Here is a 15100-nt window from a genome sequence, read left to right on the forward strand (position 1 = left end):
ATTCCGTCCGCGCCCGCACCGTCACTCAACGAAGTTGAGTAATCGCACAATTATCGGTGAGTATCCGAGGTGTTCCGCCCGACTGTCGGCCCACCCGTAGTCTTCGGACATCCGGGTTCCTGCGCCGGAATTTTCACACGACCGGGCAACCGGTCACCTGCCACGGGAGGCCACCTGATGAAGCAGGGCCCTCTCCCCTCGGTCGAGTCGCCGGACGACATGGCCAGCCCAACCGACCTGCCCAGCTGTAGCCCGCTGCCCACCCGGCTGGGCGTGACCGGCCCCGCCCCGGAGGAGCCGCTCGGCGTGGTCGCCGTCGGCCCGGCCGGTGCCGAGCGGCGCGCCGTGCTCGCCACCCTGCTGGGGCTCGACCCGGTCATGCTCACCGTGCCGGCAGGCAGCTGGTTGGTGGTGCGCAACGCCAAGGTGCCCACCCGGGCGGCGTTCGTGCCGGGTTACCGGCTGCCGCACTCGTACGGCGCGGATCGAGACGCCGCCGGCCCGGCACTGGCCCGTCCGCCCCGGCGGGTCGAGCTGAGCGTGCCGGAGCCACTGTTGCGGCACTTCACCCTCATCGACGTTCCGGACACCGCCACGCTCGGCCTGGCCGGCGACCGGGTGCTGCTCGACGCGGTGGGCCGGGCCGGTGCGCTGCTCTTCGTGATCGCCGCCGACCAGGCGTTCACCGCCGCTGAGCTGAACCTGCTCGCCGAGGTCGCCCCGACCTCGGTGGAGGTTGTCTTCGCGGTCACCCCCGGCGCGGCGGGTTGGGCCCCGCAGACTGACGGCGCGGCGATTACGGAGGGCGCGGGGGCGTCCGTCCCGTCGGCCGGCAGTGGCGCGACAGAGATGGACGCGGCTGCGGTGACGGTGGCGGCACACCGGGCGGCGCTACTGGCCGCGGTGCCGGCGCTGGCCGGCGCGCGGTGGTGCCCGGTCGACGACGCCGACTCCGCCGCCGACCTGCGGCGGGCGCTGGTGGGTTGGTCGTCGCGTGAGGGGTTGCAGCGGGCCAGCGTCGACCCGCCGGTGCTGCCGGGCCAGCACGGCCGGGTCGCGGTGGCAGCCGATCCGGGGGACTGGTCCGAGCGGCTCGACCGGCACACCCGCTCGTGTGCGCAGCGGATCCGCCAGCACCTCGCATTGGAACTGGCGAACATCCACCTGCGGGCAGTCCAGGAGATCGTGTTCGGGGTCGGCTGCGCGGGCCTACCGGACCTACTGGATCGGGAGATGGCGGCGTTGTCGCTGTTGGCCACCGCGCAGTGCGACCAGGCGGTGCGCGGCATCATGGCCGACGTCGCGACCCGGGTGCTCGGCGCGCCACCGACCGAAGGTGTGCGACGGCGGATCGCCACCGCCGTGCAGTACGGCATGGCCGACCACCGGCCTGGCCACGAACTGGACAAGGTTCTGCTCATCACCAGCACCGCCGGGGTGGCCGGGTTGACCGGCCCGGGCGCCATCGACGCCCTCGCCAGCTATCCGACGGCGTCCCGCGACGAGGTGCTGCCGCCGGTCGCGGTGGCGCTCTCCGGCGGGTGCTGGCAGCAGTGGCGTACGCCCGGCAACGACGATCACAGCGCGGCGCGGGCCTGGTCCCAGCGGGCGGTGCGCGAGGTCGAGCTGGGGCTGTCCAGGGAGATCTCCCGACGGTTCGAGGTGATCCGCCTCTCGCTGGGCGCGGTGCTCTCCGATGCAGTCGATCACGGCATTCTGCTCGCCTGACGGCGTGGTCGCTCCTCGGTCCGGGTCCGCACCGCACCGCGCGTCCGATGACGTCCGGGGCGGGTCGGGGGTGCCCGGGGTGGGTGATCCGCGCCGGGCCGGCGTTCCGGTTCCTCGGTTCCGGGAAACCGGTGGCACGATGGGGGGCATGGCGGCTCCGCAGGTTGCACCGGTCGAGACGCCGGACACTGATGAGGTGCCGGCGTCCGATCGGCAGTGGGTGACGATCGTGTGGGACGACCCGGTCAATCTGATGACGTACGTGACCTGGGTCTTCCAGAAGCTTTTCGGCTACAGCCGGGAGAGGGCCGAGCAACTGATGCTGGATGTGCATCACAAGGGTCGTGCCGTGGTTTCCACCGGTGCCCGGGAGCGGATGGAGCACGACGCGTCGCAGCTGCACGCGTACGGGCTGTGGGCGACGGTGGACCGATCGTGAGCATGTTCCGTCGCCAGGCTGGCCGCTACGTCGCCACCTTCGCCGTCGACGAGGTGCGGGTGCTGCGCAAGGTCGCCTCCGAGGTGGTCGGCCTGCTCACCGATGGCTTCGACCACACCGACCCGGTCGTGGGTCGGCTCTTCCCGGCGGTCTATCCGCAGGACGCTCCCGGCACAGCCGAGTTCCGCCGTTACACCGAGGGCGACCTGAAGACCGCGAAGATCGATCAGGCGGGGGCGATCCTGGCCGCGCTGCCCGACGATGCCGGCGGTGAGGTGCGGTTGGACGCCGAGGCGGCCGAGGCGTGGTTGCGGGCGCTGAACGACGCCCGCCTCGCGATGGGTGTCCGACTGGAGATCAAGGACGGTACGGACCTGGGTGAGGAGCTGGACGACGCGGTCGCCGAGGACGCGGGTTCCAGCCGGGTGTTCCAGCTTTCGGTCTACGCGTACCTCGGGTATTTGCAGGAATCGCTGCTCAACGCCTTGGTCGACTAGGCGTGACCGGCACCACTTCGGCCCGTGCTCATCAGGCGTTAGGCTGGTCCGCATGCTGAGCATCGACCGGTCGATCATCGACGCGATCGTCGCCCACGCGCGCCGGGATCACCCTGACGAGGCGTGCGGCGTGGTCGCCGGTCCCGTCGGCAGCGACACCCCGACCCGGCACATCCCGATGGACAATGTCGCGCGGTCGATGACCTTCTACGAGTTCGACTCGATGGAGCAACTGCGGGTGTGGCGGGAGATGGACGACCGGGACGAGGAGCCCGTGGTCATCTACCACTCGCACACCGCCACCGAGGCCTACCCGTCGCGGACTGATGTCGCGTTCGCTGGCGAGCCGGGGGCGCACTACCTGCTCGTCTCGACCCGTGAGCCCGACGCGGAGGAGATCCGGTCGTTCCGGATCGTCGACGGCGTGATCACCGAGGAGCCGGTCCGGGTCGTGGAGGCCGGCGTCGACCCGCACGCCGTCCAGTCCTACATGTTCGGGCAGAGCCCGGCGACGGTCGACTACGAGTGTTCCGGCAGCTGACCCGTCAGCCGTCCGCACCCGTCTCGTCCCGTCACCGTAGGCACACCTGATCGAGGAGCTCGACATCATGGCCATTGAGGTTCGCATCCCCACCATCCTGCGCAGCTACACCGGCGGCGCCAAGGTCGTCGACGGCACCGGCGACACTCTCGCCGATCTGCTCACCGACCTGGATTCCCGGCACGGCGGCCTGCGCGCCCGGCTGATCACCGAGGCCGGCACGCTGCACCGCTTCGTCAACGTCTATGTGAACGACGAGGACGTCCGCTTCCTCGGTGCGCTGGACGCCAAGCTCTCCGACGGCGACAGCGTCACCGTCCTGCCGGCCGTGGCCGGCGGCGCGTTCGGCTTCGCCGCTGCCGCGGCGATCAGCTCGCACCGCGCCGCCGTCGCGGCTCGCTGAGGTCGGCCGCCATGGCGCGGTACGACAGCCTGCTCGACGCCTGCGGGGGTACGCCGCTGGTCGGCCTGCCCCGGCTCTCCCCGACGGTGCCCGACGGGGCACCGCCGGTGCGGCTCTGGGCCAAGCTGGAGGACCGGAACCCCACCGGCAGCATCAAGGACCGCGCGGCGCTGTTCATGGTCCGTGCGGCGGAGAAGGCCGGCCGGCTCCGGACGGGTGACACCATCCTCGAGCCGACAAGTGGCAACACCGGCATCTCGTTGGCGATGGTGGCCAAACTGCGCGGCTACCGGCTGGTCTGCGTGATGCCCGAGAACGTCTCCACCGAGCGGGTCCAACTGCTCCGGATGTACGGGGCCGAGATCATTTTCTCGCCGGCGGCGGGTGGTTCCAACCAGGCGGTCGCCACCGCCAAGCTGATCTCCGCCGAGCACCCGGACTGGGTGATGCTCTACCAGTACGGCAACGAGGCCAATGCGCGGGCGCACTACGAGACGACCGGGCCGGAGCTGCTGCACGACCTGCCCACCATCACGCACTTCGTGGCCGGGCTCGGCACCACCGGCACCCTGATGGGCACCGGGCGTTACCTGCGGGAGAAGGTCGACGGCATTCAGGTCGTGGCGGCCGAGCCGCGCTACGGCGAGCTGGTCTACGGCCTGCGCAACATCGACGAGGGGTACGTGCCGGAGCTCTACGACGCCTCGGTGCTCAACCGGCGTTTCTCGGTCGGCACCCGGGACGCGGTGCTGCGCACCCGCCAGCTCGTGGAGGTGGAGGGCATCTTCGCCGGCTTCTCCACCGGTGCCATCCTGCATGCCGCACTCGCGGTGGCGCACGAGGCGGTCCGCGACGGCCGGCGAGCCGACGTGGCCTTCGTGGTCTGCGACGGCGGCTGGAAATATCTGTCCACCGGCGCGTACGGCGGCACTCTCGCCGATGCCGAGGACGCCCTGGAGGGGCAGCTCTGGGCCTGACCGGATTGGTCTTCTTACGTACGGGCCGTCGATGTAACGTCGACGGCCCGTACGCTGCCCGCCGCGCCGTGAGCAGGTGTCACGTTCGTGACAACTTCCGTTGGATCATTCTTGCTGCCGGGTGCTCCAGCGTAGGCTGCGCAGCGTGACGTACGCGTCGGTAGAGATCATGTCTGAGGCAACGGCCGGCACGGATGCTACTGACAGTGACAGTGAGACAACTCGATGCGACTGACTGTCCTTGGCTGCGCCGGCAGTTTTCCCGGGCCCGAGTCGCCGTGTTCGGCCTACCTCGTCGAGGCCGATGGTTTCCGGCTCCTGGTCGACTTCGGCTCAGGATCGCTGTCCAGCCTCCAGCGGTACGCGGGGCTGCACGCCCCGGACGCGATTCTGCTGACTCACCTGCATTGCGATCACATCCTCGACGCCGTGTCGTACGTGGTGGTCCGCCGGTACGCCCCGGACGGCCCCTACCCGGCGCTGCCGGTGTACGCGCCCTCCGGCGCACCGGACCGGCTCAGCGCCGCCTACGGCGACGACGGCACCGTGGAGGACGTCTACCAGTTCTACGCCCTGCAGCCGGGCACCTTCCCGATCGGCCCGTTCACGGTCACCGTCGACCGGGTCAACCACCCCGTCGAGACGTACGGGGTGCGGTTGGAGCACGGCGATCGTTCGCTGTGCTATTCGTCGGACACGGCGCCCTGCGACGCGCTGCTGCGGCTGGCCCAGAACGCCGACGTCTTCCTCTGCGAGGCCAGTTACCTCGACGGTGCGGACAACCCGCCGGACCTGCACCTGACCGGCCGGGAGGCCGGCGAGGCGGCCACCAAGGCCGTGGTGGGTCGGCTGCTGCTCACCCACCTGGTGGCGGCCTGGGGCAGCGAGGCGCACACGTTGGAGTCGGCCGCCGCGGCGTACACCGGACCGATCGACGTGGTGCGACCCGGCGCCAGTTACGACATCTGACCCGCCACGTCGCCGGCCGGTCAGCGAACGCCCGATGTGAACGCTGGTCGGGGCACCCCGAGCGAGGTGACTCACGGCACCGCATAAGGTGCAGGCATGGCGCGACCTGACGGGCGAGGGCCCTCTCAACTTCGACCGGTGACCCTGACCCGAGGCTGGAGCACCCATCCGGAGGGCTCGGTGCTCGTCGAGTTCGGCGGCACCCGGGTGCTCTGCACGGCGAGCGTCACCGAGGGGGTGCCCCGCTGGCGCAAGGGTTCCGGGCTCGGCTGGGTGACCGCCGAGTACGCGATGCTGCCCCGGGCCACCAACACCCGCTCCGACCGGGAGAGCGTCAAGGGTCGGGTCGGTGGCCGCACGCACGAGATCTCCCGGCTGATCGGCCGCAGCCTGCGAGCCAGCATCGACCTCAGGGCGCTCGGCGAGAACTCGGTGGTGCTCGACTGCGACGTGCTCCAGGCCGACGGTGGCACCCGTACGGCCGCGATCACCGGCGCGTACGTCGCGTTGCACGACGCGGTGGGCTGGCTTGCCGCCCGCAAGGCGTTGACCGCCAGGCCGGAGAAGGTGATGCACCGGTCGGTGTCGGCGGTCAGCGTCGGGATCGTCGCCGGCGAGGCGCGGCTCGACCTCTGCTACGAGGAGGACGTCGCCGCCGAGGTGGACATGAACGTGGTGTGCACCGGTGCGGGTGACTTCGTCGAGGTGCAGGGCACCGGCGAGGCGGGCGTGTTCGCCCGGGACCAGCTCGACAGCCTGCTCGACCTGGCCGTGGCCGGCTGCAACGAGTTGGCCGAAGCCCAGCGGAAGGTTCTTTCATGAACAAGGTTCTGCTCGCCACCCGTAACCGCAAGAAGCTGGTGGAACTTCAGCGGATCCTGGACGGCGCGCTCGGCGTGCAGCGGATCGCCCTGCTCGGGCTCGACGACGTCGAGCAGTACGCGGAGCTGCCGGAGACCGGCCTGACCTTCGGCGAGAATGCGCTGATCAAGGCGAGGGAGGGTTGCCGGCAGAGCGGGCTGCCGACCATCGCGGACGATTCCGGGCTCGCGGTGGACGCGCTCAACGGCATGCCGGGTGTGTTCAGCGCCCGGTGGTCCGGCCAGCACGGCGAGGACCGGGCCAACCTTCAGCTGGTGCTGGACCAGATCGCCGACGTGCCCGACGAACATCGGGCGGCCTCGTTCGTCTGCACCGTGGCGCTGGTGCTGCCCGGCGGCAAGGAGCACCTCGTCGACGGCCGGCAGTCCGGGCGGGTGCTGCGCGCTCCGCGCGGTGATGGTGGGTTCGGCTACGACCCGATCTTCGTGGGCGACGGACAGGACCGGACCAACGCCGAGCTGACCCCGGCCGAGAAGGACGCGATCAGCCACCGCGGCAAGGCCCTGCGTGAGCTGGCCAAGCTTGTCGCCAAGGTGCTGCCGCCCGTCGCCTGACCCGCGGCGGACGACAGCGACCCGACAGAGGTCAGCCCAGCGGGCCGACCTCCCGTTCGATGGCGGCGCGCAACTCCGGCCCGGCGAGCACGGCCCGGGCCGCCTCCATCACGGGGGCGAGGAAAACGTCCGGGCCGGGCTCGCCGGCTGCCGGGCCGAGCGCGGCGACGGCCGCCCGCCCGGCCGGTGACGGCTCCAGCGGGGCGCGCAGCTGAAGGCCGCGTACGCCGGCCAGGAGCTCCACCGCGAGCACGCTGGTGAGGTTGTCCAGCACGGTGCGCAGCTTCTTGGTCGCCGCCCAGCCCATCGAGACGTGGTCCTCCTGCATGCCGCTGGTGGGCAGCGAGTCCACCGACGCCGGGGCGGCCAGGCGGCGGTTCTCCGCGACGATCCCGGCAGCCGTGTACTGGGCGATCATCAACCCGGAGTTGACCCCGGCGTCGGGGGAGAGAAATGCCGGCAGCTCCCGGGATCGGGTCACGTCGAGCAGCCGGTCCACCCGCCGTTCGGCGATCGCGCCCACTTCGGCGGCGGCGATGGCGAGGAAGTCCGCGGCGAAGCCGAGCGGAGCACCGTGGAAGTTGCCGGTCGACTCGACCCGGCCGTCCGGCAGCACGACCGGGTTGTCCACCACGGACACCAGCTCCCGGCCCGCGACCGTGCGGACGAAGTCCAGGGTGTCGCGGGCCGCGCCGGCGACCTGTGGCGCGCAGCGCATCGAGTACGCGTCCTGCACGGCGTGCGCCAGGTCGTCGCGGTGCGAGTCCATCACCCGGGAGTTTTGCAGCAGCCGGTGGATGTTCGCCGCCGACGCGGCCTGACCGGGGTGTGGCCGGATCGCGTGCAGCTCGGGCAGGAACGGCCGCTCCGAGCCGAGCATCGCCTCGATGGCCAGCGCGGCCGTCACGTCGGCCATGGCGAACAGGTGCGCCGCGTCGTGGATGGCCAGCAGCAGCATGCCGAGCATGCCGTCGGTGCCGTTGATCAGCGCCAGCCCCTCCTTGGCGGCCAGCTCGATCGGCTTGAGCCCGGCGGCGGTCAGCGCGTCGGCCGCGTCCTGCCGCTCGCCGGTCGGGCCGAGGACCCAGCCCTCACCGAGCAGCACCAGCGCGCAATGCGCCAGCGGCGCCAGGTCGCCGGACGCGCCCAACGAGCCGTGTTCCGGCACCCAGGGGGTGATGTCGTGGTTGAGCAGGTCGATCAGGGCCTCCGCGACCAGGGGCCGGACCCCGGAGCGGCCCAGCGCGAGGGACCGGACCCGCAGCAGCATCATGGCCCGGACCACCTCACGCGGCATCGGTGCGCCCACCCCGGCCGCGTGCGAGCGGATCAGCGCGTGTTGCAGCTCGGCTCGCCGCTCCGGGGCGATGAAGGTGTTGGCCAGCGCCCCGAACCCGGTGGAGACCCCGTAGACGGGGCGGCCGGACGACTCGATGCCGTCCACGATGGCCCGGCTGGTCGCCATCGCGTCGATGGTGGCCGGGTCGAGGACGACCGTGGCGGTGGCGCGGGCCACCGCGAGCACGTCGTCGGCGGAGATTCCGGTGGGTTGGATGGTCACGGTCGTCATTGCGGCACTCCGTTGCGCATTACCTGGCGGATCAAGGGGACACCGGGCCGGTAGGCCAGGTGCAGGTACGACGGCGCGTCCAGCACGATCAGGTCGGCCCGCGCGCCGGGGGTGAGCACGCCGATGTCGGTGCGGCGCAGCGCCCGCGCGCCACCGACGGTCGCGGCCCAGACCGCCTCCGCCGGGGTCATCCGCATCTCGCGGACCGCCAGGGCCACACAGAACGGCATGGACGAGGTGTACGACGAGCCGGGGTTGCAGTCGGTGGCCAGCGCCACGGTGACACCGGCGTCGAGCAGTCGGCGGGCGTCCGGGTAGGGCGAGCGGGTGGAAAACTCGGCCCCGGGCAGCAGAGTCGCCACCGTGTGGGTCCCCGACCCGTCGCTGTGGGCGGTGCCGACCAGCGCGGCCACGTCGGCGTCACTCAGGTGGGTGCAGTGGTCGACGCTCGCCGCGCCCAACTCCACCCCGAGTTGCACTCCGCCGCCGGGGCCGAGCTGGTTGGCGTGGATGCGTACGCCCAGGCCGGCGGCCTGACCGCTGACCAGGATGGCCCGGGCGTGGTCGACGTCGAAGGCGCCCCGCTCGCAGAACACGTCGACCCACTTGGCGTGCGGTGCCGCGGCGGTCAGCATCGGCCCGCAGACCAGTTCGACGTAGTCGTCGGGGCGGTCGGCGTACTCGGCGGGCACCACGTGCGCGCCGAGGAAGGTGGTCTCGGTGCTGGACTCGGCGGCGATCCGCAGCGAGCGGGCCTCGTCGGCGACGGTCAGCCCGTACCCACTCTTGATCTCCATGGTCGTGGTGCCCTGGCGCAGCGCCTCCGCGCGCAGCCGGCGCACGGTGGCCCGTAGCTCGTCGTCGCTGGCGGCCCGGGTCGCTCCGACCGTGGTCCGGATGCCCCCGCCGGTGTAGGGCTGACCGGCCATCCGGGCGGCGAACTCGGCGGCCCGGTCGCCGGCGAAGACCAGGTGGGCGTGGCTGTCCACGAAGCCGGGCAGCACGGCGGCCCCCTCGGCGTCGACCCGCCGGTCGGCGGCCGGCGCGTGCGCGGACGGCCCGACCCAGGCCACCCTGCCCTCCTCGACCAGCACGGCCGCGTCGCGGCGGATGCCCAGAGGGCCCTCGCCGATGCCGTTGGTGACCAGTTCCCCGATGTTGTCGACCAGCAGACTGCCGCTCATGCGGGCGTCACCGCCTCGATCGACGCCGACAGCTCGGCCGGTACGTCCACGCTCAGGTGTCGGCCTTCGGCCACCACCACCCGGCCGTCGACCATGACCTGCTCGACGTCCGCCGCGGACGCCGCGAAGAACACGCCCACCGGCGGCACCCCGGCGGTGCGGGCGCTGTCCAGCCGGACCGTCACCAGGTCGGCGCGAGCGCCGACGGCGATCCTTCCGGCGTCGGCCCAGCCCAACGCGGCGTGCCCGGCGGTGCTGGCCGCCGTCAGCAGGTCGACCGGCGCGAAGTGGCCGCGGCGGCGGGTACGCAGCCGCTCGTCCAGCTCCACCGCCCGGGCCTCCTCGAACAGGTCGATCACGGCGTGGCTGTCGCTGCCCAGGCTCCACCGGATCCCCACGTCGGCCATCCGTCGGGCCGGGCCGATCCCGTCGGCGAGGTCCCGCTCGGTGGTCGGGCAGAGGCACACCCCGGTCCGGCTCTCCCCGAGCAGCGTCAGGTCGGCGCTGGTCGGGTGGGTGGCGTGCACGGCGGTGGTGTCCGGCCCGAGCACGCCGTGCTCGGCGAGCAGCGCGGTGGGCGTGCGCCCGTGCACGGCCCGGCACTCGTCGTTCTCGGCGGGTTGCTCGGAGAGGTGCACGTGCAGCGGTGCCTGCCGCTCCCGGGCCCAGTCCGCGACGGTGCGCAGTTGATCGGCTGGCACCGCCCGCACCGAGTGCACGGCCGCGCCGACCCGGGCGTGGGAGTCCGTCGGCTGGAACGCCGCTGCCCGCTCGGCCCAACGGGTCGTGTCGCCGTCGCCGAAGCGGCGCTGTGGCCCAGCCAACGCCCGACCGTCCACACTGGAGGTCAGGTAGCAGGTGTCCAGCAGGGTGAGCCGGATCCCGGCGTGGGCGGCGGCTTCCACCAGCGCCGCGCCCATCGCGTTCGGGTCGTCGTAGCCGCCGCCGTCGGGCCGGTGGTGCAGGTAGTGGAACTCACCCACGCAGGTGATTCCGGCGAGGGCCATCTCGGCGTAGACGGCCCGGGCCAGGGCGAGGTAGGTGTCCGGGTCCAGTCGGTCCGCGACCGCGTACATCTGGTCGCGCCAGGTCCAGAAGTCGCCCCGACCGCCGTGGGTACGCCCGCGCAGCGCCCGGTGGAACGCATGCGAGTGGACGTTGGACAACCCGGGCAGGGTGAGGCCGGGCAGCGGCACGGCGTCGGCGTACACCTCGACCCCGGCCGGTGGTCGACTCCCGGCGGTCAACGGGGTGAGCGCGGTGATCCGGCCGTCCTCGACCTCGATCAGCACGTCGGGCGTGGGTTCGGCGTGCTCGGGCAGCCACGCGTACTCGGCGAGCCAGCGGGAGGTGGTCATGCTCCTCGCCTCCTTTGGAGCTGAATCGTCTGCGACATCAGCGACCGCTGCGTTATCAGCGACCGCGGCGGTACCAGCGACCGCGGCGGTACCAGCGGTCGGGGCGGTATGGGCGGCTGCGACGTTCCGGCTGATTCGTTTGCGACATCAGCTCCAAAGGACGGCAGGAGATACCGACCACCCCCGCTCCTGGTGCCCCGCACACCCGGACGCCGCAGGTCAGCGTTCACCGACATGTCAGCTCCTCCAGCACTCGGGCCAGCGCCCGTACCCCGGCGGCGCAGTCGTCGTCGGTCGCGGTCTCGGCGGGGGAGTGCGACACCCCGGTCGGGTTGCGCACGAACAGCATCGCGGTGGGCAGGTGCGCGGCGAGCACCCCGGCGTCGTGCCCCGCACCGGTCGGTAGCACCGGCGCATCGAGCAGCGTGGCCAGCCGTTCGGCCAGCCCGCCGTCGAAGGCGACCAGCGGGGTCACCGACTCCTCGGTGACCGTCACCGTCGTACCGTCACGGCGGGCCCGCTCGGCGAGCTTGCTCCGCACCGCGTCGACCAGCCCGGCCAGGGTCTGCGGGTCGGCGGCCCGGGCGTCCAGCCAGCCGGTCACCTTCGACGGGATCGCGTTGGTGGCGTTGGGTTCGACGGCGACGCGGCCCACGGTGGCGTGCGCGCCACGCAGCCGGGCCTCCTTGTTGGCCGCCAGCACCGTGAACGCGTACGTGAGCATCGGGTCGCGGCGGTCGGCCATCCGGGTGGTACCCGCGTGGTTGCCCTCGCCGACGACATCGAAGCGCCACCGGCCGTGCGGCCAGATCGCGCTGGCCACCGCGACCGGCGCGTCCGTCTCGACGAGCGCGCGACCCTGCTCGACGTGCAACTCCACGAAGGCGCCGAACCGGCCCAGCAGCTCCGGGCGGGCGCCCGCCGGCCGCTCGCCGAGCGCCTCGGCGAAGCTCACCCCGGCCGCGTCGCGCAGGCCGGCCGCGCCCTCGGGCGGCAGCGCCCCGGTGAGCAGCCGCGACCCCAGGCACGGTACGCCGAAGCGCGCCCCCTCCTCCTCGACGAACGCGCCCAGCACCAACGGCCGGTCCGGGGTGATGCCGGCGGCGCGCAGCTCGTCCACGGCGAGGAACGCGCTGACGATGCCGAGCGGCCCGTCGTACGCCCCGCCGTGCGGCACCGAGTCGAAGTGGCTGCCGGTGAGCACCGCGTCGGCGGCTTCCGGGTCACCCCAGTGGGCGAAGAGGTTGCCGTTGCCGTCCTCGGTGACCGGCATGGCGCGCTGCTCGGCCTGCGTGCGGAACCAGGTCCGCAGCTCCAGCTCCGGCCCGGTCAACGCGTACCGCAGGTAGCCGCCGCTGTCGGCGTCCCGCCCGACCGGCGCGATCTCGTCCCAGAGTGCCCGGAACCGGGCGGGAAGGTCGTCGCTCACGCGGCTCCCTCGGTCATCGGGACCCGGACGCCGGTGCGGTCGGCGACCTCGCGGGCGATGTCGTAGCCGGCATCGACGTGCCGGATGACGCCCATCGCCGGGTCGTTGGTGAGCACCCGCTCGATCTTCTGACCGGCCAGGGCGGTGCCGTCGGCCACGCAGACCTGCCCGGCGTGGATCGACCGGCCGATGCCCACGCCGCCGCCGTGGTGGATGGACACCCAGGACGCGCCGCTGGCCGTGTTGACCAGGGCGTTGAGCAGCGGCCAGTCAGCGATCGCGTCGGAGCCGTCGGCCATCGCCTCGGTCTCCCGGTATGGGCTGGCGACGCTGCCGGCGTCCAGGTGGTCCCGACCGATGACCACCGGGGCGGAGAGTTCGCCGGAGGCGACCATCTCGTTGAACCGCACGCCCGCCTTGTCCCGCTCGCCGTAGCCGAGCCAGCAGATCCGGGCCGGCAGGCCCTGGAAGGCGACCCGCTCGCCGGCCAGCCTGATCCACCGGGCCAGGGACTCGTTCTCCGGGAACAGCTCAAGGATGGCCCGGTCGGTGGCCGCGATGTCGGCCGGGTCGCCGGAGAGCGCCGCCCACCGGAACGGGCCCTTGCCCTCGGAGAACAACGGCCGGATGTACGCGGGCACGAAGCCGGGGAAGTCGAAGGCGCGCTGGTAGCCGCCGAGCTGCGCCTCGCCCCGGATCGAGTTTCCGTAGTCGAACACCTCGGCGCCGGCGTCGAGGAAGCCGACCATCGCTTCGACGTGCTTCGCCATCGACGCCCGGGCCCGGTCGGTGAACTCGGCCGGCTTTGCGGCGGCGTAGTCACGTGCCTCGGTCAGCTCCACTCCCATTGGCAGGTACGCCAGTGGGTCGTGCGCGCTGGTCTGGTCGGTCACGATGTCGATCTCGACGCCACGGCGGAGCAGTTCCGGGAAGACCTCGGCGGCGTTGCCGACCACGCCGACGCTCAGCGCCCGGCGGTCCCGCTTCGCCGCGAGGACCCGCTCGACCGCGTCGTCCAGCGAGTCGGCGACCTCGTCCAGGTAGCGGTCGTGCACCCGACGGTCGAGTCGGGTGCGGTCCACGTCGACGATCAGGCAGACGCCGCCGTTCATGGTGACCGCGAGAGGCTGCGCGCCGCCCATCCCGCCGCAACCGGCGGTCAGCGTCAGCGTGCCCGCGAGCGTGCTTCCGAACCTTTTGGCGGCCACCGCCGCGAACGTCTCGTAGGTGCCCTGGAGGATGCCCTGGGTGCCGATGTAGATCCACGAACCGGCGGTCATCTGCCCGTACATGGTCAGGCCGAGCTGCTCCAACCGGCGGAACTCCGGCCAGGTCGCCCAGTCGCCGACCAGGTTGGAGTTGGCCAGCAGCACCCGGGGTGCCCACTCGTGGGTACGCAGGACGCCGACCGGGCGGCCCGACTGCACCAGCATCGTCTCGTCCTCGCGCAGGTCGGTCAGCGTGCGGACCAACGCGTGGTACGACGGCCAGTCCCGCGCCGCCTTGCCGGTGCCGCCGTAGACCACCAGGTCGTCGGGGCGCTCGGCCACCTCGGGGTCGAGGTTGTTCATCAACATCCGCAGGGCGGCCTCCTGCGGCCACCCACGGGCGGTCAGCTTGCTACCCCGTGCGGCACGGACGGGCTGGGTCATCTCTGGTCTCCTCCGGTCAACCGAGGAACAACTGTCGGCGGGCCGCGGAGGCTTCGAAAGCCTCCAGTCGGCGCTGGGTGTCGGCCGGCGCGGCGTCGCAGATCGCCTGCAACAGCACCATGGCCAGGGTCATCGGGGCGGTGTGCAGGTCGAAGACGAGCCGCGCGCCGACCGCGGCGGGGAGCACCACGTCGGCGTGCTCGGTGGCCGGGCTGACCGGCGAGTCGGTGATCGCCACCACGGTCAGCCCGGCGGCGCGAGCGTCGCGCAGCGCGTCCAGGGTCTCCCGGGGGTAGCGGGGCAGCACGAAGGCGAGCACGGCGGACGCCCCGGCCTCGGCCGCCTGTTCCAGGCGGTCGGTGAGCAGGCTGCCGCCGTCGTCGAGCACCCGCACGTCCGGGTGCACCTTGGCCGCGAAGTAGGCGAAGTAGGCGGCCAGGGGCGCGGCGGCGCGCAGACCGAGCACCGGCAACGGTCGGCTCTCGGCGAGCAGCCGCCCGGTTTCGGCGATCCGGTCGGTGTCGGCGAGCTGAGCGGCCAGGCGTTCCAGGTTGCCCATTTCCGCGCGTACCGCCTGCTGGAGCTCGTTGCCGGCGTCCCCCGACCCGCCGGGCGTGGCGGTGGTGAGGTCGCGCAGCTGGCGACGCAGTGCCGGGTAGCCGTCGTGGCCGAGCGCGACGGCGAACCGTGTGACGGACGGCTGGCTGACCCCGGCCAAATCGGCGACCTCGGCGGCGGACAGGTATGCCACGGCGGGCGCGTGCTGCACGAGGCAGTGTGCGATCCGGCGTTGGGTGGGGGTGAGCCGCACCCCTTGGAACAGGTCGAGCACCCGGTCAGCGGGTGCGGCGACAGCTCCTTCATTCATGAGCCGACTCTATGCATGAGAACTTTCACGAAGCAAGCCGCACCACCCG

At 72.3% G+C, this 15100-nt stretch carries 15 protein-coding genes; 9 read left to right on the forward strand and 6 right to left on the reverse strand.

The window, feature by feature from the left end:
- Positions 1 to 177 precede the first annotated feature (177 nt).
- The 9 genes from OG811_RS16430 (at position 178) to rdgB (ending at position 6990) form a co-directional block, all read left to right on the forward strand.
- Positions 178 to 1728, forward strand: a complete 1551-nt coding sequence (locus OG811_RS16430; protein WP_406075405.1) for a hypothetical protein — start codon at positions 178 to 180, stop codon at positions 1726 to 1728.
- A gap of 148 nt (positions 1729 to 1876) precedes the next feature.
- Positions 1877 to 2167 (forward strand): ATP-dependent Clp protease adapter ClpS, encoded by a 291-nt coding sequence (clpS, locus tag OG811_RS16435; RefSeq protein WP_088946433.1) that lies wholly within the window; start codon positions 1877 to 1879, stop codon positions 2165 to 2167.
- A 2-nt stretch (positions 2168 to 2169) separates the two neighbouring features.
- Positions 2170 to 2664, forward strand: coding sequence for a DUF2017 domain-containing protein (locus OG811_RS16440; RefSeq protein WP_406075762.1), 495 nt, complete (start codon positions 2170 to 2172; stop codon positions 2662 to 2664).
- Positions 2665 to 2716: 52 nt separating this feature from the next.
- Positions 2717 to 3205, forward strand: a complete 489-nt coding sequence (locus OG811_RS16445) for a Mov34/MPN/PAD-1 family protein (protein ID WP_406075408.1) — start codon at positions 2717 to 2719, stop codon at positions 3203 to 3205.
- Between the two features lie 67 nt (positions 3206 to 3272).
- Positions 3273 to 3608: a MoaD family protein gene (locus tag OG811_RS16450; protein ID WP_406075410.1), complete on the forward strand. Its 336-nt coding sequence runs from the start codon at positions 3273 to 3275 to the stop codon at positions 3606 to 3608.
- Between the two features lie 11 nt (positions 3609 to 3619).
- Positions 3620 to 4585 carry a PLP-dependent cysteine synthase family protein gene (locus OG811_RS16455; RefSeq protein WP_406075412.1) on the forward strand — a complete coding sequence of 322 codons (966 nt, stop codon included), beginning with the start codon at positions 3620 to 3622 and terminating at the stop codon, positions 4583 to 4585.
- A gap of 225 nt (positions 4586 to 4810) precedes the next feature.
- Complete coding sequence (locus tag OG811_RS16460) at positions 4811 to 5554, forward strand: MBL fold metallo-hydrolase (protein WP_406075414.1); 744 nt, start codon at positions 4811 to 4813, stop codon at positions 5552 to 5554.
- Positions 5555 to 5650: 96 nt separating this feature from the next.
- Entirely contained in the window at positions 5651 to 6376 is a 726-nt protein-coding gene (gene rph / locus OG811_RS16465) for a ribonuclease PH (RefSeq protein ID WP_406075415.1), read from the forward strand.
- A complete protein-coding gene (gene rdgB / locus OG811_RS16470) occupies positions 6373 to 6990 on the forward strand; it encodes an RdgB/HAM1 family non-canonical purine NTP pyrophosphatase (protein WP_406075417.1) in 618 nt (205 codons plus the stop codon). The genes rph and rdgB overlap by 4 nt, the downstream gene beginning before the upstream one ends.
- Positions 6991 to 7021: 31 nt before the next feature.
- On the opposite strand, the gene hutH is transcribed toward rdgB, so the two are convergent.
- From hutH to OG811_RS16500, 6 genes are all read right to left on the reverse strand, one after another.
- Positions 7022 to 8560, reverse strand: a complete 1539-nt coding sequence (hutH, locus tag OG811_RS16475) for a histidine ammonia-lyase (protein WP_406075418.1) — start codon at positions 8558 to 8560, stop codon at positions 7022 to 7024.
- The gene (gene hutI / locus OG811_RS16480) at positions 8557 to 9744 is read right to left on the reverse strand and encodes an imidazolonepropionase (RefSeq protein ID WP_406075419.1); all 1188 of its coding nucleotides are present in this window, start codon (positions 9742 to 9744) and stop codon (positions 8557 to 8559) included. Before hutI ends, hutH begins: the two co-directional genes overlap by 4 nt.
- The gene (locus OG811_RS16485) at positions 9741 to 11102 is read right to left on the reverse strand and encodes a formimidoylglutamate deiminase (RefSeq protein WP_406075421.1); all 1362 of its coding nucleotides are present in this window, start codon (positions 11100 to 11102) and stop codon (positions 9741 to 9743) included. Before OG811_RS16485 ends, hutI begins: the two co-directional genes overlap by 4 nt.
- A 226-nt stretch (positions 11103 to 11328) precedes the next feature.
- Positions 11329 to 12531: an allantoate amidohydrolase gene (locus OG811_RS16490; protein WP_406066937.1), complete on the reverse strand. Its 1203-nt coding sequence runs from the start codon at positions 12529 to 12531 to the stop codon at positions 11329 to 11331.
- On the reverse strand, positions 12528 to 14183 hold the full coding sequence (gene hutU / locus OG811_RS16495; RefSeq protein WP_406066938.1) for a urocanate hydratase: 1656 nt from the start codon (positions 14181 to 14183) through the stop codon (positions 12528 to 12530). The genes OG811_RS16490 and hutU overlap by 4 nt, the downstream gene beginning before the upstream one ends.
- A 16-nt stretch (positions 14184 to 14199) precedes the next feature.
- Positions 14200 to 15051 (reverse strand): MurR/RpiR family transcriptional regulator, encoded by an 852-nt coding sequence (locus tag OG811_RS16500; protein ID WP_406066939.1) that lies wholly within the window; start codon positions 15049 to 15051, stop codon positions 14200 to 14202.
- Between the last annotated feature and the right edge of the window lie 49 nt (positions 15052 to 15100).

The organism is Micromonospora sp. NBC_01638, assembly GCF_045209745.1.
Lineage (GTDB): Bacteria > Actinomycetota > Actinomycetes > Mycobacteriales > Micromonosporaceae > Micromonospora.

What these genes read in the sequence shown, in the direction of transcription:
- OG811_RS16430 (WP_406075405.1), top strand. Translation starts at nt 178, where the DNA reads ATGAAGCAGGGCCCTCTCCCCTCGGTCGAGTCGCCGGACGACATGGCC.
- clpS (WP_088946433.1), top strand. Translation starts at nt 1,877, where the DNA reads ATGGCGGCTCCGCAGGTTGCACCGGTCGAGACGCCGGACACTGATGAG.
- OG811_RS16440 (WP_406075762.1), top strand. Translation starts at nt 2,170, where the DNA reads ATGTTCCGTCGCCAGGCTGGCCGCTACGTCGCCACCTTCGCCGTCGAC.
- OG811_RS16445 (WP_406075408.1), top strand. Translation starts at nt 2,717, where the DNA reads ATGCTGAGCATCGACCGGTCGATCATCGACGCGATCGTCGCCCACGCG.
- OG811_RS16450 (WP_406075410.1), top strand. Translation starts at nt 3,273, where the DNA reads ATGGCCATTGAGGTTCGCATCCCCACCATCCTGCGCAGCTACACCGGC.
- OG811_RS16455 (WP_406075412.1), top strand. Translation starts at nt 3,620, where the DNA reads ATGGCGCGGTACGACAGCCTGCTCGACGCCTGCGGGGGTACGCCGCTG.
- OG811_RS16460 (WP_406075414.1), top strand. Translation starts at nt 4,811, where the DNA reads ATGCGACTGACTGTCCTTGGCTGCGCCGGCAGTTTTCCCGGGCCCGAG.
- rph (WP_406075415.1), top strand. Translation starts at nt 5,651, where the DNA reads ATGGCGCGACCTGACGGGCGAGGGCCCTCTCAACTTCGACCGGTGACC.
- rdgB (WP_406075417.1), top strand. Translation starts at nt 6,373, where the DNA reads ATGAACAAGGTTCTGCTCGCCACCCGTAACCGCAAGAAGCTGGTGGAA.
- hutH (WP_406075418.1), bottom strand. Translation starts at nt 8,560, where the DNA reads ATGACGACCGTGACCATCCAACCCACCGGAATCTCCGCCGACGACGTG.
- hutI (WP_406075419.1), bottom strand. Translation starts at nt 9,744, where the DNA reads ATGAGCGGCAGTCTGCTGGTCGACAACATCGGGGAACTGGTCACCAAC.
- OG811_RS16485 (WP_406075421.1), bottom strand. Translation starts at nt 11,102, where the DNA reads ATGACCACCTCCCGCTGGCTCGCCGAGTACGCGTGGCTGCCCGAGCAC.
- hutU (WP_406066938.1), bottom strand. Translation starts at nt 14,183, where the DNA reads ATGACCCAGCCCGTCCGTGCCGCACGGGGTAGCAAGCTGACCGCCCGT.
- OG811_RS16500 (WP_406066939.1), bottom strand. Translation starts at nt 15,051, where the DNA reads ATGAATGAAGGAGCTGTCGCCGCACCCGCTGACCGGGTGCTCGACCTG.